A 21,582-nucleotide genomic window follows, 5' to 3' on the forward strand; every position below is an offset into this window, starting at 1 on the left:
TCGGGCGGCCCCCCGCCCCTTTTCTTCTCATGTTGTGTGCCCCCCACTTCGACGTTAGGGGGGGCCAACCTCATAACGGGGGCGCCCCCCTTCCGCTCTGTGTTCTGTTACTTCGTGTAGTAGCCGAACGCGTCCACGATCACGTCGATCAGACCCGCACGGTTGTAGATGTCGATCGTGCCCTGGCTCGACATCCCGACCACGACCTGGTTCGCCACCGTCACGCCCGGCACCGGGTTCAGGTTCGACATCGTCGGACGGGACGTCAGGGTCGACAGGTCCGGGTGGATCGTGAGGTACGTCGGGGACGTGGCGTTCGTGCCCGCGACGTTGAGGACCAGGGAGGTCGCGCCCGACTCCGGGATGCCGCCGTAGCCGGCCACGGGCAGGGTGCCGTAGTAGTCGCCGGGGATCTTCCCGTCGGTGCCGTAGTCACGGCTGTCGAGAAGACGGACCGGCTTCAGCGGCATGAAGCGGTCGCCCTGACCGGCCACGTTCGTGAAGTAGCCGGCGACGTCGCCGAGCAGGTCGACGGAGCCGCTGTGGTTGTACAGCGTCACCTTGCCGCTCTTCACCGGCACGGTCACCAGGCCGGCCACCGTCTGGTTGGCGACCATGTTCAGGTTGGAGGTCGACGGCCGGGTCGTCCCGTACGGGTAGACGGAGACGTAGGTCGAGGCCGTCGGCCTGGTCGCGGTCACGTTCATGACGACCGCGGTCACACCGGTCGACGGAACCCCGCCGCGGCCGGTGATCTGGAGGTCGACGGTCTTGCCGGCACCCAGCTTGGCCTTCGGCGCGCCGACGCCCGCCAGCGTGTTGAGGATACGGGCGGGGGTCACCGCCTTGAAGCGGTCACCGGCGCCGTCGAGCGTGTAGTAGCCGGACACGTCCACGAGCAGGTCGGCCGAGCCCCACGCGTTGTACAGCGTGACCTTGCCGTCCTTGCTGACCGGCACGGTCACCTGGTTCGGGACGTTGCGGCCCTTCGGCACGTTCAGGTTCGAGACCAGCGGGCGGGGCGTCCCGGTCGGGTACACCGCGATCCACGTGCTGTTGGTCGCGTTGGTCACCGTCACGTTCAGGACGACCGCGGACACGCCGGTCGGGGCGACCCCGCCGCGGCCGGTGACCTGGAGGTTCACCGTGCCGCCCTGGCCGACCTTGGCCTTGGGCGCGCCGACACCGGCGATGGTGTTGAGGATGCGGGCCGGGGCGACGGGACGGAAGGTGGAGACGCCGTCGTGCGTCACGTACACCGTGCCGGTGGTGCGCAGAGCGGCGCCGGAACCGTCGGCGGCCGGGGCGCTCAGCTCCCAGCTGTAACCGCCGTCGGCGACCGTGGCACCGTTCGCGTTCTTGGCGTCCCACGAGGTCTCGACCAGGCCACGGGTCTGCAGCCCGCTCTTGGTGCGCACCACGGCGCCCGTCCGGTCCTTGACGGTCAGCGTCCAGGACGCGACCGGCTTGGACAGCCACCACGAGCCGGTCCAGGCGGAGCCGCCGGACAGGTTGATGATGTCGGAGGGCACGACGGAGTCGACGACGGACACCGGCGAGGTGGGCACGCCGCTCGGGACGACGTGGATGCGCTGCTGGTTGTCGGTGAAGACGGTGTTGCCGCCGAAGCGGTCCACGCTCCAGCCGGTCTCCGGCATGCCGTCCGGCAGGGTGCCGAGGTCGCGGGTCGCGCCGCCGCCGCGCAGCGGCGTCAGGGCCAGCACGTCGCCCTTGGTGTACGAGACGAAGCCGTCGCCGAGCCGCGCCGCACCGTGCGCGGGCAGCGGCGTGTTGACCTGGCTCGCGGTGTTGAGCACACCGGACTTCGTGTCGCACTTCCAGTAGAGGTCGGCGCCGACGGACTGGACGTCCTTCAGGACGCAGTCGGCGACGGTGACCGTGCGGACCGTGGCACCGGTGCGCACGTCGATCGCGGCGACGGCGCCGGCCGTGCCGGTCGCGGTCCACAGCGTGGGGCCGTTGATCGCGGTCGGGCCGGTGCCGAGGTTCCGGGTGAAGACGGCCTTCAGGGCGTCCAGGTCGAAGACCCGGCGCTCACCGGTGGTCAGGCGGTACGAGGCGTAGTGGCCCGACGCCTCCAGGTCACCCGCGACGGAACCGGCCGACAGGGCGGTGCCGGGCAGCGACGCGCCGTCGGCGAGGACGGACAGCGCCGCACCGGTCTGGCGGACCACGCGGCCGTCGCCGGTCGGCACCTCCCAGGAGGTGTCGAGCTTGTCGTCGGTGCCGTGGTCGACCCGCTCGCCCGCGACGAGCGGACCGCCGGTCTTCATCTCGATGGAGCGCAGCCGGTACTCGCCCGACGGGACCTGGTCGAGGGTGCGCAGGACGCCCTGCGCGGCGGAGATGCGGTGGGTCATGGTGCGGTTGCCCGGCACGACGGCGACCTTGCCGGCCGCGAAGGTGTCGTCGGCGCCCGCCTGCACGCGGTAGACCACGTGCTCCGCGTCGTTGCCCTTGACGACGGCGAGCAGGGCGCCGCCGAGCAGCCGCGGACTGGCCACGAGCCCGTCGAGGACCGTCTTCTGGTCGCCGCCGGCGAAGGGGCGGGACAGCAGCTGCTTGTCGGTGCCGGAGGTCAGGCTCAGGACCTGGTCGCCCTGGACGGCCACCGGGACGTCGGAGCCGGTCCAGTCGGTCTCGCGCGCCGGCGCGGACAGGTCGCCCTTGAGGTCCCAGATCTGGAGCTTGTGCGCGTCCGTCACCCGGAGCAGGTTGTCGCCGTCGACGACCGAGGAACTGGCGTAGGTGCCGAAGGTGACCGGCTTCGGCGCGTCGCCGGACAGGTCGACCCACGAGGTGGCGGGCTGCTCGTCGTTGCCGATGGAGTAGTAGACCTGGAAGCCGTGGGAGTTGGCGCCCCAGAACTTGAAGTCGTAGGCGCCGTCCGGCAGTCCGGCGACCGCCGTGTCCTGCACGGCGCCGTTCACGAGCGAGACCGCGTGCAGGCCGCCGCCGGTGCCGGTGCCGCCGGTGACGACCGTACGGCCGACCAGGCCGAGGACCGTCTGGCCCGCGGGGATCTGGACGGTCTCCTCGGCGCCGCCTGCGGCGTCCTGGAGGACGACCTTGTTCGTCGCCTGGTACCAGCGGGCGACGGTGTCGTCGGCGCCGTTGGTGAAGACGTCCGTGGCCCCCTGGGCGTCGAACGTCCTGTCGCTGCCGTCGGCGTACGAGAACCAGCGGTAGAAGCCGGCCTTCCCGTCACCCTGCAGGAAGCCGGTCGCGCCGGCCCGGACGACCGCGGCGTCGGCGGCGGCGGTCTCCTCGGCCGGAATCACCAGCTCGGCCGGCGCGTCCGCCGTCTCGGCGGCGTAGGCGACGCCCGCGACGGCCGGCGTCAGAGAGATCAGTACCGCGGTCGCCGCGGCCAGTGAGAGGGCGCTGCTGCGCCGCTTGCCCCACCCCGTGTGCATCAAATCGAACCCCTCCCCAGAGATCCAAGTGGGCTGAGGGTAACAGGGCTTCGAATGCGTTCAAAACGAGATTCGGGACGAAGTTCCGGTACGCGAGAGGGGTGGCCCCCGCCGAAGCGGAGGCCACCCCTCCTATCCGTCCTGTCTGTCCCGTCCGGGCGACTACTGCTTCACCGTGATCCGGTCCGCCGCCGGCACCTGCAGCGGCGCCGCCGGCGAGGAGTGCGCGGCCAGGTAGGCGTTGAACACGTCCAGGTCGGAGGCGCCGACCAGCTTGTTGGTGCCGGTGGCGAGGGCCGCGAAGCCGTCGCCGCCGCCCGCGAGGAACTCGTTCATCGCGACGCGGTAGTTCTTCGCCGGGTCGATCGGCTCGCCGTTCAGCTTGACGGTGCCGTCGACGACGCGGTCAGCGCCCGACTTCGTCATGTCCAGCGTGTAGGTGAGGCCCTTCGACACCTGGAGGATCTTCACCGCGTTCAGGTTCGATCCGCTGACCTGCTGCTTGAGCGCCGCGATCAGGTTGGCGCCGGACAGGTCGACCACGTTCATCATGTTGGTGAACGGCTGCACGGTGAAGGACTCGCCGTAGGTCACGACTCCGTCGCCCTCGGCGCCGGACTGCTTGTAGACGAGGTCGGCGCGGATGCCGCCCGGGTTCATCAGGGCCAGCTGCGCGCCGCCCTTGCCGGCCGGGGCGAGGCCCTCCAGCTGGGCGTCGGCGATCAGGTCGCCGAGGGGCTTCTCGTACGCCGTGGAGCCGCGGCCGTTGATGTCGGCGGCGATGTAGCCCTGCGGGCGGTTGGCGACCGGCGCCGCGAGCTGCTTCCACTCGGCGATCAGCTGCGAGATGTCCTCGGCCTTCGGGACGTCACGGCTGACGACGTGGTTCGCCGAGGCGACCGCGGTGCGGACGATGTCCTTCGTGCGCCGGTCGTACGTCAGCGTGGTGTCCGTGTAGAGCTTGCCGAACGAGGACGCAGAGGTGACCAGGCGCGGCCGGCCCGACGGGTCGGGGATGGTGCACACGTACGCCTGGTGGGTGTGGCCGGTGACCAGCGCGTCGACCTGCGGGTCGATGTTCTTGGCGATGTCGACGATCGCGCCGGAGACGCCCTCGCCCTCACCGTCGCCGTCACCGTCGCAGTTGTAGTTGTACGCGGACGAGGCCGGCATGCCGCCCTCGTGGATCAGGGCGACGATGGACTTGACGCCCTGCCGCTCCAGGATCTTCGTGTACTTGTTGATCGTCTCGACCTCGTCGCCGAACTTCAGGCCCTTGACGCCCTCGGCGGTGACGACGTTCGGGGTGCCCTTCAGGGTCACGCCGATGAAGCCGATGCGGACGCCGTCCTTCTCCCAGACGAAGGTCGGGTCGAGGATCGGCTTGCCGGTCTTCTCGTCCGTCACGTTGGCCGCGAGGTACGGGAAGTCGGCGCCCTTGAACTCCTTGCCGTCCACGTAGCAGCCGGCGGTCGGGTGACAGCCGCCGTTCTGCATCCGGGCCAGCTCCAGGGCGCCCTCGTCGAACTCGTGGTTGCCGACCGAGGTGACGTCCAGGTCCAGGTCGTTCATCGCCTGGATGGTCGGCTCGTCGTGGAAGAGACCGGAGAGCAGCGGCGAGGCGCCGATCAGGTCACCGGCGGCGGCCGTGATGGAGTAACGGTTCCCCTCGCGGGCCTGGCGCAGGTGCGTCGCCAGGTACTCGACACCGCCCGCGTCGACCTTCTCGGTGGTGCCGTCCGGCTTCACCCGGGTGACCTGGCCGGACGAACCGGCCGGCGGCTCCAGGTTGCCGTGCAGGTCGTTGAAGGAGAGCAGCTGGACGTCGACCATCCGCCCCCAGCCCTTGCCGTTGGTGCCTCCGTACGCGGCGGCGTCGGCCCCGCTGTCCTGCGAGGCACCGGCCGGCATCGCCGCCACCAGCGCGCCGACGGTGGCGAGCCCCGCCCCGAGGGCGAGGATCCGCCGCCCCGCCTTGTTGTTCTTCCGCGTCGCTGCCATCTCTCCCCAGTTCCCTGAACGACTCCGGTTCTGCCCGCGCAGCCTAGAGTCAACGCGCGTAGCGCAACAGGGGGTAGCGGGTTACGAGGTGGTTGCCTTTGTCCACGTGCGGGCCGCCGGGGCGACTTCCGCTGGGGCCACCTGACAGTCTCCGTTTGATCTCCCACGGGCCGGGACACGCCCGCCGTAGGCTCGTAGCCATGACTCCTGACACGGCGCCGGCCCTCGAACCCGGTCGGCAGATCCACACCTACGACGAGCTGAGCCCCGAACAGGTGACGGACGTCCTCGACCTGCTCGCGGCGGCCGACCACGCCGACGGCGTGCACGCCGTGTCCGAGCAGGGGCGGCTCTACCTGCGCCACGGCAGGCGGGAGGGCGTCCGCCACTTCCTGCTGACCGTCGGCTCGAACCTCTACGGCTACGCCCAGCTGGAGGAGACCGACCCGGTCGAGGCCCCGGCCGCCGAGCTGGTCGTGCACCCGGCGCACCGCGGCCGCGGACACGGGCGGGCGCTCGGCACGACGCTGCTCGACACGACGGGCAAGCGGCTGCGGGTGTGGGCGCACGGCGGCAAGCCGGCCGCCCGGCACCTGGCCCAGGTGCTCGGCCTGACCCTCTTCCGCGAACTGCGCCAGCTCCGCCGGCCCCTGGCGCCGCTCGACATCCCGGAGCCGGTCCTGCCGGCGGGCGTCACCGTCCGCACCTTCGTGCCCGGCCAGGACGACACGGCCTGGCTCGCCGTGAACGCGACCGCGTTCGCCCACCACCCGGAGCAGGGCTCGCTCACCCAGCGGGACCTGGACGACCGGATGGCGGAGCCGTGGTTCGACCCGAAGGGCTTCTTCCTCGCGGAGAAGGAGGGCCGGCTCGTCGGCTTCCACTGGACGAAGGTGCACGCCGAGGAGCAGCTCGGCGAGGTGTACGTGGTCGGCGTGCTGCCCGAGGCCCAGGGCGGCGGCCTCGGCAAGGCGCTCACCGCGACGGGCCTGCGGCACCTGGCGGCCGAGGGGCTGTCCACGGCGATGCTGTACGTGGACGCGGACAACACGGCGGCGGTGACGGTGTACGAGCGGCTGGGCTTCCGCACGCACGAGGTGGACCTGATGTACCGCGCGGAGTCGTGAACTAGCCGATCGGAGGAGGCGGTTGACACCGCCTCCTCTCTTTCACGTCCGTGATCGACGGCTTGGGCCCCGGAAGGCCCGCACGTGCACGCCGGGCACCACTGGGTGCGGTGCCGCGTCCGCGTCCTGTCCCCTGCCCCGGTCGGGCACGTGGGTCCGGGGCGGTTGACTGCGCCCCGCGTCGCCACAACTCCCTCGCCCGCCGCGCTTCCTTGCGCCGCCGTTTCCTCAACCGACGCTTGGCAGAGGGAGCGTTCCTCCTCCGGAGTTCGGTGCGCAGCTCCCGTTCCCGCGTCCGGATGCGGTCGAGTTCCCGCCCGGCCGTGATCTCGCCGTCGGACGTCGTAGCGATGCGCAGGCGCAGAAAGGACCGGCTCGCGACCCCGCCCCCGATCCGCCCCCGATTCCCTCACGTCACGTCCTCGTTACCGACCATTCAGACGCGCTTGCGACGCTCACGCAATGAAGCGCTCCGTGCCCGCCCCCACCAGGGCCCTCCCCAAAGGGAGGCTTCCCTCGCCCACGGCCCGCTCCGACGCGCCCGACCTGCCCTTCGCGCGGAAGAATGGGGCCATGAGCCAGCAGCCCGCCGAGGTACCGGTCCAGCCCAAGAAGAACGCCTCCGCAAAGAGCGCGAAGAACGCCACCAAGGCCCAGCCTTCACTGGGCTCCATAGCCACACACCGGCCGCACGCCGTGAACGGCGCGTCCGTGAGCGAGCTCGCGCCCGACCTGGACGCCGATCTCGACGCGTACGAAGAGGAGGAAGGCGGCGCGAGCGAGCTGCCGCAGGGGCGGTTCCTGGACCGTGAGCGCAGCTGGCTGGCGTTCAACGAGCGGGTGCTCGAACTCGCCGAGGACCCGACGACACCCCTCCTCGAACGGGCGAACTTCCTCGCGATCTTCGCGTCGAACCTGGACGAGTTCTTCATGGTGCGCGTGGCCGGCCTCAAGCGCCGCATCGCCACCGGCGTGGCCACCCGCTCCGCGTCCGGGCTCCAGCCCCGCGAGGTGCTCGAGCTGATCTGGACGCGCTCGCGCGAGCTGATGGCACGGCACGCCGCCTGCTTCCAGCAGGACGTCGCTCCGGCGCTCGCCGACGAGGGCATCCACCTGATCCGCTGGCCGGAGCTCACGGAGAAGGAGCAGGCGCGCCTCTTCACCCTCTTCCGCCAGCAGATCTTCCCGGTGCTCACGCCGCTGGCCGTCGACCCGGCGCACCCCTTCCCTTACATCTCGGGGCTCTCGCTCAACCTCGCGGTCGTCGTCCGCAACCCGGTCAGCGGCCACCGCCACTTCGCGCGCGTGAAGGTGCCGCCGCTGCTGTCCCGCTTCCTGGAGGCGTCGCCGGAGCGCTACGTCCCCCTGGAGGACGTCATCGCGGCGCACCTGGAGGAGCTGTTCCCGGGGATGGAGGTGCTCGCGCACCACATGTTCCGGGTGACGCGGAACGAGGACCTGGAGGTCGAGGAGGACGACGCCGAGAACCTGCTCCAGGCCCTGGAGAAGGAGCTCATGCGGCGCCGCTTCGGCCCGCCGGTGCGCCTGGAGGTCGAGGAGTCGATCGACCCGTACGTGCTCGACCTGCTGGTCCGCGAGCTGAAGGTCTCCGACTCCGAGGTCTATCCGCTGCCCGGCCCGCTCGACCTCACGGGCCTCTTCGGCATCGCCTCGCTCGACCGGCAGGAGCTGAAGTTCCCGAAGTTCGTCGCCGGCACCCACCGCGACCTCGCCGAGGTCGAGTCGGCGTCCGCGCCCGACATCTTCGCGGCGGTGCGCGAACGCGACGTGCTGCTCCACCACCCGTACGACTCGTTCTCCACGTCCGTGCAGGCGTTCCTGGAGCAGGCCGCGGCCGACCCGGACGTCCTCGCGATCAAGCAGACGCTGTACCGCACCTCCGGCGACTCGCCGATAGTCGACGCGCTCATCGACGCCGCCGAGTCCGGCAAGCAGGTCCTCGTCCTCGTCGAGATCAAGGCCCGCTTCGACGAGCAGGCCAACATCAAGTGGGCGCGGAAGCTGGAGGAGTCCGGCTGCCACGTCGTCTACGGCCTGGTCGGGCTCAAGACCCACTGCAAGCTGTCGCTGGTGGTCCGGCAGGAGGGCGAGACCCTGCGCCGCTACAGCCACGTCGGCACCGGCAACTACCACCCGAAGACCGCCCGGCTCTACGAGGACCTCGGCCTGCTCACCGCCGACCCGCAGGTCGGGGCGGACCTCTCCGACCTGTTCAACCGGCTGTCCGGCTACTCGCGCCGCGAGACCTACCGGCGCCTGCTCACCGCGCCCAAGTCGCTGCGCGACGGCCTGGTCTCCCGGATCAACAAGGAGATCGCGCACCACCGCGCCGGCCGGCCCGCGTACGTGAAGATCAAGGTCAACTCGATGGTCGACGAGGCCGTCATCGACGCCTGCTACCGGGCCTCGCAGGCCGGCGTGCCGGTCGACATCTGGGTCCGCGGCATCTGCGCCGTGCGCCCCGGCGTCGAGGGCCTGTCCGAGAACATCCGGGTCCGCTCCGTCCTCGGGCGCTTCCTGGAGCACTCCCGGATCTTCGCCTTCTGCAACGGCGGCGAGCCGGAGGTGTGGTTCGGCAGCGCCGACATGATGCACCGCAACCTGGACCGCCGCATCGAGGCCCTGGTCCGGGTCACCGATCCCGCTCACCGGGCCGCCCTCACCCGGCTCCTGGAGACCGGGATGTCCGACACCACCTCCTCCTGGCACCTCGGCCCGGACGGGAACTGGACGCGGCACGCGACCGACCCCGAGGGCCAGCCGCTCCGGCACGTCCAGGAGATGCTCATCGACGCGCGGAGGCGCCGGCGTGCACAACCCTGACCACGACGTCACGACGTCCGACGCGACCCGCACGGACTCCACCGTCACCACGACGGCGGGCCTCCCGTCGGGCGTCCACGCGGGCGTCCCGGCGCTCGTCCCGGCGACGGCCGTGAACGCGGACGCGACCGCGGGCGAGGTCGTCGCCCCCTATCTGCACGCCCGGGCCGCGGACTTCCTCCGCGGCCTGCGGCTGCACACCGAGAGCGGCGCCGACACGGCCGGCTCCGAGGCCGCCGCCCGCACCCTGCGGGCGGCGGCCCGCCGGATCAGCGGCACCCTGCACACCTTCCGGCCGCTGCTCGACGCCGCCTGGGCCGACCAGCTCCGCGCCGAGCTGGCCTGGCTCTCCGGCACGCTCGCCCTGGAGCACGCCTGCACCTCCCGGCTCGTCCGCCTGGTGGACGCGCTGTCCCGGCTGTCGAGCGGCGGCGCGCAGGGACCGGTGCCCGCCGCCCGCGGTACGGAGACCAGCCGGGGTCTCACCGTCGGCGCCGCCCGGGCCGGCGCCCTGCTCGAACGCCAGCTCACCCTGGCCCGTACGCGGGCGCACTCCGCCTCGCTCCAGGCGCTCGGCTCCTCCCGCTTCCACGCCGTCGCCGACTCCGTCGCGCTGCTCGCCTCCGAGGTGCCGCTCGGCCCGGCCGGCGCCGCCCGCGCCGCCGACGTCCTGGACGCCCCGGCCGCGGCCGTCGAACGCCGGCTGCGCGACGCGGTCGCCGCGCTGCCGCTGACCCGGGCGGCCCACCCGTACAACGCCGACGCCCTCGCGCTCGCCGCCGGCGAGTCCCAGGACACGCCCTGGCACCAGACCCGCGGCCTGCTGCGGCTGCACCGGTACGCGGGCGAGGTGCTGCACGGCGGCGCCGACCCCGACCCGGTCCTGTACGAGGCCGCCCGCGCCCTCGACCGGCACCGCGACGCCGCCGAGGCCGCCGCCGCGGCCGCCGCGGCCGCCCGCACCCCCCGGATCGCCCCGGCCACCGCCTACGCCCTCGGCGTCCTCCACGCCGACCAGCGCCACGACGTCGAAGCCGCCCGCTTCGCCTTCCAGCGCGCCTGGTCCCGCACGACGGCCCCGGTCCCGTGACCTCCCCCGCCCCGATCCTCGCCGCGGGCGCGGTCCTGTGGCGCCCGGCGGCATCGGGCGAGGGCGTCGAGATCGCGCTCGTACACAGGCCGAAATACGACGATTGGTCGCATCCGAAGGGCAAGCTCAAGGCCGACGAGACCTTCGCGGACTGCGCGGTCCGCGAGGTCCTGGAGGAGACGGGCCACTCCTGCGTGCTCGGCGCCCGTCTCCCGACCGTCCGCTACCCGGTGAACGGCCGCCCCAAGGAGGTCGCCTACTGGACGGCCCGCGCCCTGGGCGGCACCTTCACCCCCGGGCGCGAGGTCGACGCCCTCGCCTGGCTGCCGCCCGCCGCGGCCCGCGCCCGCCTCACCCAGCCGCGCGACCGCGAGCTCCTGAGCGCCCTGCTGGCCGTCGCCCCCCGCTGAGCCCGCACGCCTGCCGTCACTCACCGCCGAGCCGCGCGGGCCCCCTGGCCGAGCCTGCAGACCCCCGTCGCCGCGCGCCCGGGCACCCCGCACCGCCACTTCCGGCACGGTTCACTTCCCGTTCACTCTCCTCCGTCGACGGCTTCACCTGATCTGCCTAATTTCGGCCGTACACGGTGCACCGCTCAGTACCGCACCGGACACCCCGACACGCGCCGCCGTAGAAACGTTCAGGACACCAAGGTCCACGACATGGCGGCTTCTGGAAGGAACACCCGAAAGTGAAGCTTTCGAAGAACGGGCTTCGCGCCTCCGCGATCGGTGCCCTCGTCGTCTCCGGCGCGCTCGTCCTCTCGGCGTGTGGTTCGGACAACAACAACGAGCCCACCAAGGACGGCGGCAAGACCTCCGCCGCGGCGTCGAACATCAAGTGCGACGGCGCCAAGGGCCAGCTGCTCGCCGCCGGCTCCTCCGCGCAGAAGAACGCGATGGACCTGTGGGTCAAGAACTTCCAGGCCGCCTGCTCGGGCGTCGAGGTGAACTACCAGGCCATCGGCTCCGGCGGTGGCATCACCAAGTTCAACCAGGGCCAGGTCGCCATGGCCGGCTCCGACTCCGCCCTGAAGGACGAAGAGGTCGCGGCCTCGCAGAAGGTCTGCGCCGGCGGCAAGGGCATCAACCTCCCGATGGTCGGCGGCCCCATCGCCATCGGCTACAAGCTGGACGGCGTGGACAACCTGGTCCTGGACGCCCCCACCCTGGCGAAGATCTTCGACACGAAGATCACCAAGTGGAACGACCCGGCGATCGCCAAGCTGAACCCGGGCGCCAAGCTCCCCGGCTCCACCATCCAGGCCTTCCACCGCTCGGACGAGTCGGGCACCACCCAGAACCTGGGCAAGTACCTCTCCGCCACCGCCCCGGCCGACTGGAAGTACGACCCGAAGACCAAGTCGTGGCCCGCCCCGGGTGGCCAGGCCGCCAACGGCTCCTCCGGTGTCGCCACCGCGGTCAAGGACGCCGAGGGCTCCATCGGCTACTTCGAGCTCTCCTACGCGACCGCCAACAAGATCAGCACGGTCTCCATCAACACCGGCGCCTCCGCCCCGGTCGCGGCCACCACGGAGAACGCCTCCAAGGCCATCGCCGCCGCCAAGATCAAGGGCACCGGCTCCGACCTGGCCCTCTCCCTCGACTACACGACCAAGGCCGAGGGCGCCTACCCGATCACCCTGGTCACGTACGAGATCGCCTGCGACAAGGGCAACAAGGCCGAGACCCTGCCGACCGTGAAGGCGTTCCTCAACTACACCGCCAGCGAGGAGGGCCAGAAGGTCCTCTCCGACGCCGGCTACGCCCCGCTCCCGGCCGAGATCGCCGCCAAGGTGCGCGCGATCGTCCCGACCCTGTCCTGACCCCCGGCCGGGGGCGGCCCCTCACCTCCCGTGGAGGGACCGCCCCCGGCATCCGGTGCACCGCCGCCAGGAGCCAGTACCAGAGCCCCGCGCTCGTACCGGCTCCGCAGACCGGAGAAACACAGATGGCTACTTCGACACCAGAGATACAGAGGAGCCGGCGCGCCAAGAGCGCGACCCGCCCCGGGGACCGCATCTTCAGCGGTCTGTCCCGCGGCTCCGGCATCACCCTCCTCGTGATCATGGCCGCGATCGCGGTCTTCCTCACCTACCGCGCGATCAACGCGATCTCGAACGACAGCACCAACTTCTTCACCACCTTCGAGTGGAACCCGGCCGGCAACCCGCCCGTCTTCGGCATCGCCGTCCTCGCCTTCGGCACGATCGTCTCCTCGGTCATCGCCATGGCCATCGCCGTGCCCGTCGCCATCGGCATCGCGCTGTTCATCTCGCACTACGCCCCGCGCAAGCTGGCCAAGCCGCTCGCGTACGTGGTCGACCTGCTCGCCGCCGTGCCCAGCATCATCTACGGCCTGTGGGGCGCGATCTTCCTCGTCCCGTACCTGGACGGCCTCAACAAGTGGCTCGACCAGTACCTGGGCTGGACGTACATCTTCGACAAGTCCAGCGACGGCGTCGCCCGCAACATCTTCACCGTCGGCATCCTGCTGGCGATCATGATCCTTCCGATCATCACCAACGTGACCCGCGAGGTCTTCCTCCAGGTCCCGCGGATGCACGAGGAGGCCGCGCTCGCCCTCGGCGCCACGCGCTGGGAGGTCATCCGCATGTCGGTGCTGCCCTTCGGCCGCTCCGGCATCATCTCCGCGTCGATGCTCGGCCTCGGCCGCGCCCTCGGCGAGACGATGGCCGTCGCCGTGGTCCTCTCCCCGAGCTTCGTGCTCTCGGGCCACCTGCTCGACCCGGGCGGCGGCACCTTCGCCCAGAACATCGCCGCGAAGTTCAACGAGGCCAACGAGTTCGGCCGGGACGCCCTGATCGCCTCGGGTCTCGTCCTCTTCGTCATCACCCTGCTGGTCAACGGCGCCGCCCGCATGATCATCGCGCGCCGCAAGGAGTACTCGGGGGCGAACGCATGAGCCACGCCGTACAGGACCGTCCGGTGGACGTCTCCCCGCGCCGCTCCCTCTCCCACGCCCGGCTCCCGCGCTGGACGCCCGCCGCCGTCGCGGCCGGCTCCGTCGCCGCGGGCTGCGGTCTCGGCCTCGCCGCCGGCTGGCACAGCAAGGTCCAGTGGGGCCTGGTCTCCGCGCTGCTCTTCGTGCTCGTCACGTACGCCGTCACCGCGAAGGTCGAGGGCGCCCGGCAGGCCAAGGACCGCGTCGCCACCAGCCTCGTCTGGGTCTGCTTCATCCTGGCCGTCGTGCCGCTGCTGTCCCTCGGCTGGGTCACGATCAGCAAGGGCCTCGAGGTCCTCGACCCGTACTTCCTCAGCCACTCCATGAACGGCGTCCTCGACGCCGAGGCCGGCGGCGGCGTCTACCACGCGCTGCTCGGCACCATCGAGCAGGTCGGCATCGCGACCCTGATCGCCGCGCCGATCGGTCTGCTCACCGCGGTCTACCTGGTCGAGTACGGCAGCGGAAAGCTCGCCAAGGCCGTCACCTTCTTCGTCGACGTCATGACGGGCATCCCGTCGATCGTCGCGGGCCTCTTCATCCTCGCCACCTGGAACCTGATCCTGGGCTTCGGCCCCTCCGGTTTCGCCGGCGCGATGGCCCTCGCGATCCTGATGATGCCGGTCGTGGTCCGCTCCACCGAGGAGATGCTGAAGCTCGTCCCGAACGAGCTGCGCGAGGCCTCCCTCGCCCTGGGCATCCCCAAGTGGCGCACGATCCTGAAGGTGGTCCTGCCCACCGCGATCGGCGGCATCACCACGGGCGTCATGCTCGCAGTCGCCCGCATCACCGGTGAGACGGCCCCCGTCCTCCTCCTCGTGTTCGGTACGAAGCTCATCAACCCGAACCCCTTCGAAGGCGCCCAGTCCTCCCTGCCGCTCTACGTGTACGAGCAGTACGCGGTCGGCACCGACGCCGCCGTGGCCCGCGCCTGGGCCGCCGCGCTCGTCCTGATCGCCTTCGTCATGATCCTCAACCTGGTGGCCCGCGGCATCGCCCGCTGGAAGGCCCCGAAGACCGGCCGCTGACCGCGGCAAAACTGGAAGTGATTCTGATGGCCAAGCGAATCGACGTCAGCGGCCTCTCCGCCTACTACGGCAACCACAAGGCGATCGACGACATCTCCATGACCGTCGAGCCCCGCTCCGTGACGGCCTTCATCGGCCCGTCCGGCTGCGGCAAGTCCACCTTCCTGCGCACCCTGAACCGCATGCACGAGGTCACCCCCGGTGGCCGCGTCGAGGGCAAGGTGATGCTGGACGACGAGAACCTGTACGGCGCCGGCGTCGACCCGGTCGCGGTGCGCCGCACCGTCGGCATGGTCTTCCAGCGCCCCAACCCCTTCCCCACCATGTCGATCTTCGACAACGTGGCGGCGGGCCTGCGTCTGGCCGGCTCCTACAAGAAGTCCGAGCTCTCCGACATCGTCGAGCGCTCCCTCAAGGGCGCCAACCTCTGGAACGAGGTCAAGGACCGCCTGAACAAGCCGGGCGCCGGCCTCTCCGGCGGTCAGCAGCAGCGTCTGTGCATCGCCCGCGCCATCGCGGTCGAGCCCGACGTGCTGCTGATGGACGAGCCCTGCTCGGCCCTCGACCCGATCTCCACCCTCGCCATCGAGGACCTGATCGGCGAGCTGAAGGAGCGCTTCACGATCGTCATCGTGACGCACAACATGCAGCAGGCCGCCCGCGTCTCGGACCGTACGGCATTCTTCAACCTGGCGGGCGTGGGCCAGCCGGGCAAGCTGATCGAGCTGGACGACACCGAGCGCATCTTCTCCAACCCGAGCGTCCAGGCGACCGAGGACTACATCTCCGGCCGCTTCGGATAAAGCAGTCGTACGGTGCTGCATGGCGGTGCCGCCGTACGACGCAGAAGGGCCCGGCTCCCCACAGGGGAGCCGGGCCCAACCACGTTCCGCGGAGTCCTCGCGGTCAGCCGGTCAGCCGGTCAGCCGAAGACGAGCTTGATCAGGTAGTAGCTCAGCGCGGCGACGATCGCCGCGGCCGGCATCGTGATGAACCAGCCCATGACGATGTTCTTGGCGACGCCCCACCGCACCGCGTTCACGCGCTTGGTGGCGCCCACACCCATGATCGCCGAGGTGATGACGTGGGTCGTGGAGATCGGCGCCTTGAAGAGGAACGCCGTCACGAACATGATCGACGCACCGGTCGTCTCCGCGGCGAAGCCCTGCGGCGGGTCCAGCTCGATGATCTTGCGACCGAGGGTCCGCATGATCCGCCAGCCACCCGCGTACGTACCGAGCGAGAGCATCACGGCACAGGCGAGCTTCACCCACACCGGGATCGGGGCGTCCGCGCTCTGCACGTCACCGATGACCAGGGCCATCACCACGACACCCATCGTCTTCTGGGCGTCCTGGAGGCCGTGGCCGAGCGCCATGCCGGCCGCCGAGACCGTCTGCGCGATACGGAAGCCGCGCTTCGCCTTGTGCGGGTTGGCCTTGCGGAACAGCCACAGGATCACGCACATCACCAGGTAACCGGCGATGAGACCGACCACCGGGGACAGGAACATCGGGATGACGACCTTGTCCAGGACGCCGGACCAGATGACCTCCGTACCGCCCGCGAGCGCCGCGCCCACCATGCCGCCGAACAGCGCGTGCGAGGAGGACGAGGGAAGGCCGAAGTACCAGGTGATCAGGTTCCACACGATCGCGCCGAGCAGGGCGGCGAAGAGGATGGCCATCCCCGAGTTGCCCGTCGGCGTCTCGATCAGGCCCTTGCTGACCGTGTGCGCGACGCCGCTGCCGAGGAAGGCTCCGGCGAGGTTCATGACCGCGGCCATCGCGAGGGCCGCCCGCGGGGTCAGCGCCCGCGTCGACACCGAGGTGGCGATGGCGTTCGCCGAGTCGTGGAATCCGTTCGTATACGTGAAGCCGAGCGCGACCAGGATGGTCACGACCAGGGCGAAGGTGTCCACGAAGCTCAGGACTCCTTGACGGCGATGGTCTCCACCGTGTTCGCCACGTGCTCGAAGGCGTCCGCCGCCTCTTCGAGGACATCCACGACCTGCTTGAGCTTCAGCACCTCGATGGCGTCGTACTTGCCGTTGAAGAGGTGGGCGAGCAGCTTGCGGTGGATCTGGTCGGCCTGGTTCTCCAGCCGGTTGACCTCGATCCAGTACTCGGTGAGGTTGGACATGGTCCGCAGGTTCGGCATCGCCTCGGCGGTCAGCTCCGCCGCCCGGGCCAGTACCTCGATCTGCTGCTCGACGCCCTTCGGCAGTTCCTCGATGTTGTAGAGGACGACCAGGTCGACGGCCTCCTCCATGAAGTCCATGATGTCGTCGAGGGAGGAGGCGAGGGAGTAGATGTCCTCGCGGTCGAACGGCGTGATGAAGGACGAGTTCAGCTGGTGGAAGATGGCATGGGTCGCGTCGTCGCCGGCGTGCTCCGCTGCCCGCATGCGTTCCGCGATCTCGGCCCGGGCGGAGGGATCCGCTCCGAGCAGTTCCATCAGGAGCTTGGCGCCCGTGACGATGTTGTCCGCGGACGCGGCGAACATGTCATAGAAGCTCGTCTCCCTGGGGGTCAGACGAAATCGCACGTGGGGTCCTCGGGGTGCTGGGTTTCGGTCAGGCTGATGCTAGGCGCATCATCCGGCCACGGCTAACCGGCGTCCCTTCAGTGTCGCCCATCAGGCACAGTGATCTGCACGGGCCCCCGCCCCGGTTCGCGGGGATCGGTACCCTATACCCACGAGGGGTATAACCACTCTTTCTGGACAACGGGAGGACGCGATGACGACCACCGAGGCGACGACCGCGGCGGCGGCCGAAGTCACCCCCGGGACCACCCAGCCGTCGGCCGATCACGGCACGGGCCACGAGCACGGGGTGCACGGCTACCACAAGCAGAAGGACGAGCACCTGAAGCGGCTGCGCCGCATCGAGGGCCAGATCCGCGGCCTGCAGCGGATGGTCGACGAGGACGTCTACTGCATCGACATCCTCACCCAGGTCTCGGCCTCCACGAAGGCGCTGCAGTCCTTCGCCCTCCAGCTCCTGGAGGAGCACCTGCGGCACTGCGTCGCGGACGCGGCGACCAAGGGCGGCGACGAGATCGAGGCGAAGGTCGAGGAGGCCACCAAGGCCATCGCGCGGATGATGCGCACCTGACCGGCCGGCGGGCGTGCCGGTCAGCGGGCGTGCGGGCCGGCGGGCGTGGGGCTCAGCGGGCGTGGGTGCCCACGCGAAGGACCTCGTCGATACGGGCTGCGCTGAGCCGCTCCCCGTCGACGGCGGAGGCCGCGATGATCAGCTCCCCGCACAGTTCGATTTCGGCCAGGGCGACGCACTCGGGGTCGCCGGGTGCGGTCGCGATCGGGGTCATGCGTCCTTCACCTCTTCCTGCCGGCGCCGGTCTCCCAGCGTAGGGAGGGCCCTGCGAACCGCGCATGACACGACCGGACCATTTGCCGATGGCCCGCCCGCCCCGCCCCCGCGGGCGGCTACGCCCGGATCTTCCCGGCGTAGATGTCCGCGCGGTCCGGCAGCGTCACCGAGACGGGCACCCCGAACCCGTAGAGCAGGGTGGTCGACGCGACCGCGACCGTACGGCCCTGGTTGCTGAAGCTGAACTGGTGGCGGACCTTGCGCAGCCGCCCCTCCTCGTCCAGATACGCGTCGAAGGGCACCGCGTCCGTGGTGAACCCTTTCGCCGCCGCGGCCAGTGCCCCGCGCACCTGCGGCGAGGCCAGCCGGGCGGCCTCCGCGATGTCGGTGGTCCCCCGGTAGTGCCGCACCTTCACCCCCGCGAGGTCGACCTCGCCCACGTACGTCACCTGGCGCGCGCCGCGCAGCAGCTCGGCGGCGGCGGCCGGGTCGGTGGCGCCGCCGGTGACCAGGTTGCCGTCGTCAAGGGTCGTGGTGTCGACCCGTACCCACTTGTCGGCGGGGACTCCGGCGCCGCGGTTCTTCATGTAGAGCGCGCCGGGGACGAGCAGCTCGGTGATGGGCCGGTGCTCGCTCTCGCCGGCGGCGTCGCCGGGGAGCATCACCTGGAGCCGGCCGGTGCGGAGCCGGAAGTCGTAGCCGCCCTCGCCGCGGATGGTGACGCGGGTGCCGCCGGTGGCCATCTCCATGGAGGTGCTGGTCTTCGACGAGCCGACGCGGACCAGCGCCTCGGCCGCGCCGCGCACGGTCCGCGCCGGGTCGCCGCCGGGCTCGGCGTCGTCACCGGGGGCGGCGCAGCCGCCGCCCAGCACCAGAGCCATCGCGACGCCGCAGACCCTGCCCGAGCGTCCGTTGCCGCGCATCCCCATCGCCTGCCAACCCCCAACGCCGTACCGCGTGTCCGTGGGATCCCACCCGACCGGATAACGACGGTCCCGACGACCCGTCACGCACGGCGCAGTACGGTGGAGGCGTGCATCACACGGAGACCACGGAGCGCGGTTCGTTCGCGTTCGCCCGGTGCAGCTGCGGCTGGACCGGCCCGGCCCGCAGGTCACGCGACCGGGCCCGCACGGACGCGGCGGAGCACCGGGCTTCGGTGAGCGGCTAGGGCCTTTCCGGTCCTAGGCCGCGAGGTCGTTCTCGCCGGCGCCGAGGCGGGGTTCGGGGATGCCGATGGCCTCGGTGACGGCGTGGCCCTCGGCGGCGCGCCGGGAGCGCACCAGACGGGCGCCGCGCGGGGACCGGGCGACGGCGGCGAGGACCGGGGTGAGCATCGCGAGCGCGGGCGGGGCGAGCAGCAGCGCGACGGCGGTACCGAGGGCGAGGCCGCCGACGACGTCGGTGGGGTAGTGAACGCCCATGTAGACGCGGCAGAAGCCCTCGGCGAGGGCGAGTCCGATGGCGGCGAGGCCCCAGCGGCGGTGCGCCATGAAGACGCCGACGGCGACGGCCATGGTCAGCGTGGCGTGGTCGCTGACGAAGGAGAAGTCGGTCTTGCCGGCGACGAGGACGTCGAGGCCCTGGTGTTCCTTGAACGGCCGGGGGCGTTCCACGAAGCCGCGGATGGGAATGTTGACGAGCAGCGCGAGGCCGGCGGCGAGCGGCGCCCACACCAGCCCGGCGAGGCCCGCGACGGAGTCGGCGAGGGTGCCGCGCCGGCGGAGGTGCCACCAGCAGCCGAGCACGACGAGGACGAGGCCGAGCACGATCCCGTACTCGCCGACGAACTCCATGACGCGGTCGAACCACGGCGGGGCGGCCTTGGCCAGCCCGTTGATGTCGTAGAGCAGGCTGACATCGGGGTTCATACCGTCCGATGCGAGTCCAGCCATCTGCTTCGGCCCCTTGCTGTGTGGGTGTACTGGTGGCGGTGTCCAACCCCCGTGGTCAGAGCGGTCGGATCGGGAACGATCCGCCCGAGGGGAGCGTTCCGCTCCGTACCCAAGATCACTGCGACGTTACCCAAAGGTGACGCGCCGCCGCAGCCCGGGGCCACGACTTGACGCCCAGTCACTGCTGGGGCAGGTGGGTGGGCAGCGCGGCGGCGCCGTCCTCGGTGACGCGGGTGGCGCCGAAGTAGTCCGGCGTGTCGATCCGGTCGAAGCGGATGACGGCGCCGGTGCGCGGCGCGTCGATCATGTAGCCGCCGCCGACGTAGATGCCGACGTGTCTGATGGCCCGTGAGTTCGTCAGATCGTCGGAGAAGAACACCAGATCACCCGGGAGCAGCTCGTCGCGGCTCGGATGCGGCCCGGCGTTGTACTGGTCGTTGGCCACGCGCGGCAGCTCGATCCCGACCGACTCGTACGCCGCCTGCGTCAGCCCCGAGCAGTCGAACCGCCCGTTCTGCGCGGCCGTTCCCGTACCGCCCCACAGATACGGCGTGCCGAGCTTCTGCTGCGCGTAGTAGATGGCGGCCGCCGCCTGCCTGGACGGCTCGACGCGGCCGACGGGCCGGGCGAAGCTCTTCTCCAGCGAGCGGATGATCCGCACGTAGTTCTGCGTCTCGCTGATCCGCGGCACACCACCGGACCTGATGACCCGATAGGCACCGGCGTTGTACGCGGCGAGCATGTTGTCCGCGTTGTCGCCCGGCACGTCCTTCACATAGCCGGCCAGCTCGCAGTCGTACGAGGCCGCGGACGGGATCGCGTCCTTGGGATCCCAGATGTCCCGGTCCCCGTCCCCGTCACCGTCGATGCCGTGCCCGGCCCAGGTGCCGGGGATGAACTGGGCGATGCCCCGGGCGTCGGCCGGCGAGACGATCGTGGGGTTCCAACCGCTCTCCTGGTACAGCTGGGCGGCGAGCAGCGCGGGATTGAGCGCCGGGCAGAGGTTCCCCCACTTCTGCACCAGCCCCTGGTACGCCGCCGGCACGGCCCCCTTGGCCAGCCCCACGGTCCCGCTCCGCCCGCTCCCGGCCCCCCCGACGAGCCCGGCGGCGGCGGAGTACGTCCCGACGACGAGCAGCACGACGAACAGCAGAAAGAACCCGCCGACCCCGCCGCCCAGCCACCAGGCCGCCCGTACCTTACGCACCGTCAACCACCCTTCGGTCCCTGCCAGTACGCCCCGGCCGTCCAGTCTAGGCGGGCACCTCCGGGCGCGGGGGTGGACGAAACGGACGGCACCCCAAAGGTGCCACAACGACAATCATTGCCCGGAGTCACCCTCCGTGATACACAGAGTGACCATACGCTTCTTCGCATACAAACCGGCCACACCGCCGCAGGTCAAGACGGTCAGATCGGTCAGATGTGCGGGGATCGGGTAAAGAGAGCCGTCAAGCCGTCACACGCGAGCGGTTTCATCAGCGAAGATAGGTCGACGACCCATGCCGTTCGGCAGGGGCGACGAACTACCCAACAGGGGCGGTGAGTTACATGTACCTGGCGGCCGAGAAGGGCGACATCTCCACCATCATCGGTGGAATCGCCCCGAACTGGGGGCCTTTCGGGAGCCTGGGCGCCGAGGCCAAGGTGATGATCGAGGTCGTGATGGCCGTGGCCATCCTGCTCTGCCTCGGCATCGCCATCTGGGGTGCGGCCAAGCAGCGCATCGGCGCGACCGCGCTGCGGGACACCTTCAGCGCCGAGCAGGGCAAGGGCCTGATCGTGGCCGGCCTGACCGGCGTCTTCATCATCGGGTCTCTGGGGACGCTCTTCACCATCGTGTACGGGATGGCCGTCTAACC

At 70.8% G+C, this 21,582-nt stretch carries 19 protein-coding genes; 11 read left to right on the forward strand and 8 right to left on the reverse strand.

What is annotated here, in order from left to right:
* Positions 1 to 107 precede the first annotated feature (107 nt).
* Positions 108 to 3,437: a FlgD immunoglobulin-like domain containing protein gene (locus ACWEV0_RS29490; RefSeq protein WP_453152677.1), complete on the reverse strand. Its 3,330-nt coding sequence runs from the start codon at positions 3,435 to 3,437 to the stop codon at positions 108 to 110.
* A 162-nt stretch (positions 3,438 to 3,599) separates the two neighbouring features.
* Positions 3,600 to 5,438 carry a bifunctional metallophosphatase/5'-nucleotidase gene (locus tag ACWEV0_RS29495; protein WP_453152679.1) on the reverse strand — a complete coding sequence of 613 codons (1,839 nt, stop codon included), beginning with the start codon at positions 5,436 to 5,438 and terminating at the stop codon, positions 3,600 to 3,602.
* Positions 5,439 to 5,638: 200 nt separating this feature from the next.
* On the opposite strand from ACWEV0_RS29495, the gene mshD reads away from it, so the two are divergent.
* From mshD to pstB, 8 genes are all read left to right on the forward strand, one after another.
* Positions 5,639 to 6,565, forward strand: coding sequence for a mycothiol synthase (gene mshD, locus ACWEV0_RS29500; protein WP_453152680.1), 927 nt, complete (start codon positions 5,639 to 5,641; stop codon positions 6,563 to 6,565).
* 573 nt (positions 6,566 to 7,138) lie between these two features.
* Positions 7,139 to 9,409 (forward strand): RNA degradosome polyphosphate kinase, encoded by a 2,271-nt coding sequence (locus tag ACWEV0_RS29505; protein WP_453152681.1) that lies wholly within the window; start codon positions 7,139 to 7,141, stop codon positions 9,407 to 9,409.
* Positions 9,410 to 9,521: 112 nt separating this feature from the next.
* Positions 9,522 to 10,499, forward strand: a complete 978-nt coding sequence (locus ACWEV0_RS29510) for a CHAD domain-containing protein (protein ID WP_453152705.1) — start codon at positions 9,522 to 9,524, stop codon at positions 10,497 to 10,499.
* The gene (locus ACWEV0_RS29515; protein WP_453152682.1) at positions 10,496 to 10,909 is read left to right on the forward strand and encodes an NUDIX hydrolase; all 414 of its coding nucleotides are present in this window, start codon (positions 10,496 to 10,498) and stop codon (positions 10,907 to 10,909) included. Before ACWEV0_RS29510 ends, ACWEV0_RS29515 begins: the two co-directional genes overlap by 4 nt.
* A 281-nt stretch (positions 10,910 to 11,190) precedes the next feature.
* Positions 11,191 to 12,324 carry a phosphate ABC transporter substrate-binding protein PstS gene (gene pstS / locus ACWEV0_RS29520; protein WP_453152684.1) on the forward strand — a complete coding sequence of 378 codons (1,134 nt, stop codon included), beginning with the start codon at positions 11,191 to 11,193 and terminating at the stop codon, positions 12,322 to 12,324.
* Between the two features lie 125 nt (positions 12,325 to 12,449).
* Positions 12,450 to 13,424, forward strand: a complete 975-nt coding sequence (gene pstC / locus ACWEV0_RS29525; protein WP_453152685.1) for a phosphate ABC transporter permease subunit PstC — start codon at positions 12,450 to 12,452, stop codon at positions 13,422 to 13,424.
* Complete coding sequence (gene pstA, locus ACWEV0_RS29530) at positions 13,421 to 14,491, forward strand: phosphate ABC transporter permease PstA (protein ID WP_453152686.1); 1,071 nt, start codon at positions 13,421 to 13,423, stop codon at positions 14,489 to 14,491. Before pstC ends, pstA begins: the two co-directional genes overlap by 4 nt.
* A gap of 26 nt (positions 14,492 to 14,517) precedes the next feature.
* Positions 14,518 to 15,294, forward strand: coding sequence for a phosphate ABC transporter ATP-binding protein PstB (gene pstB / locus ACWEV0_RS29535; RefSeq protein ID WP_453152687.1), 777 nt, complete (start codon positions 14,518 to 14,520; stop codon positions 15,292 to 15,294).
* A gap of 119 nt (positions 15,295 to 15,413) precedes the next feature.
* Here pstB and ACWEV0_RS29540 read toward each other — a convergent pair whose 3' ends face one another.
* Together ACWEV0_RS29540 and ACWEV0_RS29545 are read right to left on the reverse strand one after the other, a co-directional pair.
* Entirely contained in the window at positions 15,414 to 16,412 is a 999-nt protein-coding gene (locus ACWEV0_RS29540) for an anion permease (protein ID WP_453152688.1), read from the reverse strand.
* A gap of 5 nt (positions 16,413 to 16,417) precedes the next feature.
* Positions 16,418 to 17,038: a DUF47 domain-containing protein gene (locus ACWEV0_RS29545; RefSeq protein ID WP_403800013.1), complete on the reverse strand. Its 621-nt coding sequence runs from the start codon at positions 17,036 to 17,038 to the stop codon at positions 16,418 to 16,420.
* 193 nt (positions 17,039 to 17,231) lie between these two features.
* Here ACWEV0_RS29545 and ACWEV0_RS29550 point away from each other — a divergent pair, with 193 nt between their 5' ends.
* The gene (locus ACWEV0_RS29550) at positions 17,232 to 17,609 is read left to right on the forward strand and encodes a metal-sensitive transcriptional regulator (RefSeq protein ID WP_453152689.1); all 378 of its coding nucleotides are present in this window, start codon (positions 17,232 to 17,234) and stop codon (positions 17,607 to 17,609) included.
* Between the two features lie 52 nt (positions 17,610 to 17,661).
* Here the strand turns inward: ACWEV0_RS29550 and ACWEV0_RS29555 are convergent, their stop codons facing one another.
* Together ACWEV0_RS29555 and ACWEV0_RS29560 are read right to left on the reverse strand one after the other, a co-directional pair.
* Complete coding sequence (locus ACWEV0_RS29555; protein WP_453152690.1) at positions 17,662 to 17,823, reverse strand: hypothetical protein; 162 nt, start codon at positions 17,821 to 17,823, stop codon at positions 17,662 to 17,664.
* 118 nt (positions 17,824 to 17,941) lie between these two features.
* Positions 17,942 to 18,754, reverse strand: a complete 813-nt coding sequence (locus tag ACWEV0_RS29560) for a hypothetical protein (RefSeq protein WP_453152691.1) — start codon at positions 18,752 to 18,754, stop codon at positions 17,942 to 17,944.
* Between the two features lie 104 nt (positions 18,755 to 18,858).
* Here ACWEV0_RS29560 and ACWEV0_RS29565 point away from each other — a divergent pair, with 104 nt between their 5' ends.
* Positions 18,859 to 18,996, forward strand: coding sequence for a hypothetical protein (locus ACWEV0_RS29565; protein ID WP_451605269.1), 138 nt, complete (start codon positions 18,859 to 18,861; stop codon positions 18,994 to 18,996).
* A gap of 13 nt (positions 18,997 to 19,009) precedes the next feature.
* Here the strand turns inward: ACWEV0_RS29565 and ACWEV0_RS29570 are convergent, their stop codons facing one another.
* Positions 19,010 to 19,720, reverse strand: a complete 711-nt coding sequence (locus ACWEV0_RS29570) for a phosphatase PAP2 family protein (RefSeq protein ID WP_453152693.1) — start codon at positions 19,718 to 19,720, stop codon at positions 19,010 to 19,012.
* A gap of 178 nt (positions 19,721 to 19,898) precedes the next feature.
* Positions 19,899 to 20,927 carry a C40 family peptidase gene (locus ACWEV0_RS29575; protein WP_453152694.1) on the reverse strand — a complete coding sequence of 343 codons (1,029 nt, stop codon included), beginning with the start codon at positions 20,925 to 20,927 and terminating at the stop codon, positions 19,899 to 19,901.
* 344 nt (positions 20,928 to 21,271) lie between these two features.
* Here ACWEV0_RS29575 and ACWEV0_RS29580 point away from each other — a divergent pair, with 344 nt between their 5' ends.
* Positions 21,272 to 21,580, forward strand: coding sequence for a hypothetical protein (locus ACWEV0_RS29580; RefSeq protein WP_116159777.1), 309 nt, complete (start codon positions 21,272 to 21,274; stop codon positions 21,578 to 21,580).
* The last annotated feature ends 2 nt before the right edge of the window (positions 21,581 to 21,582 follow it).

This window comes from Streptomyces sp. NPDC003943 (assembly GCF_053605265.1).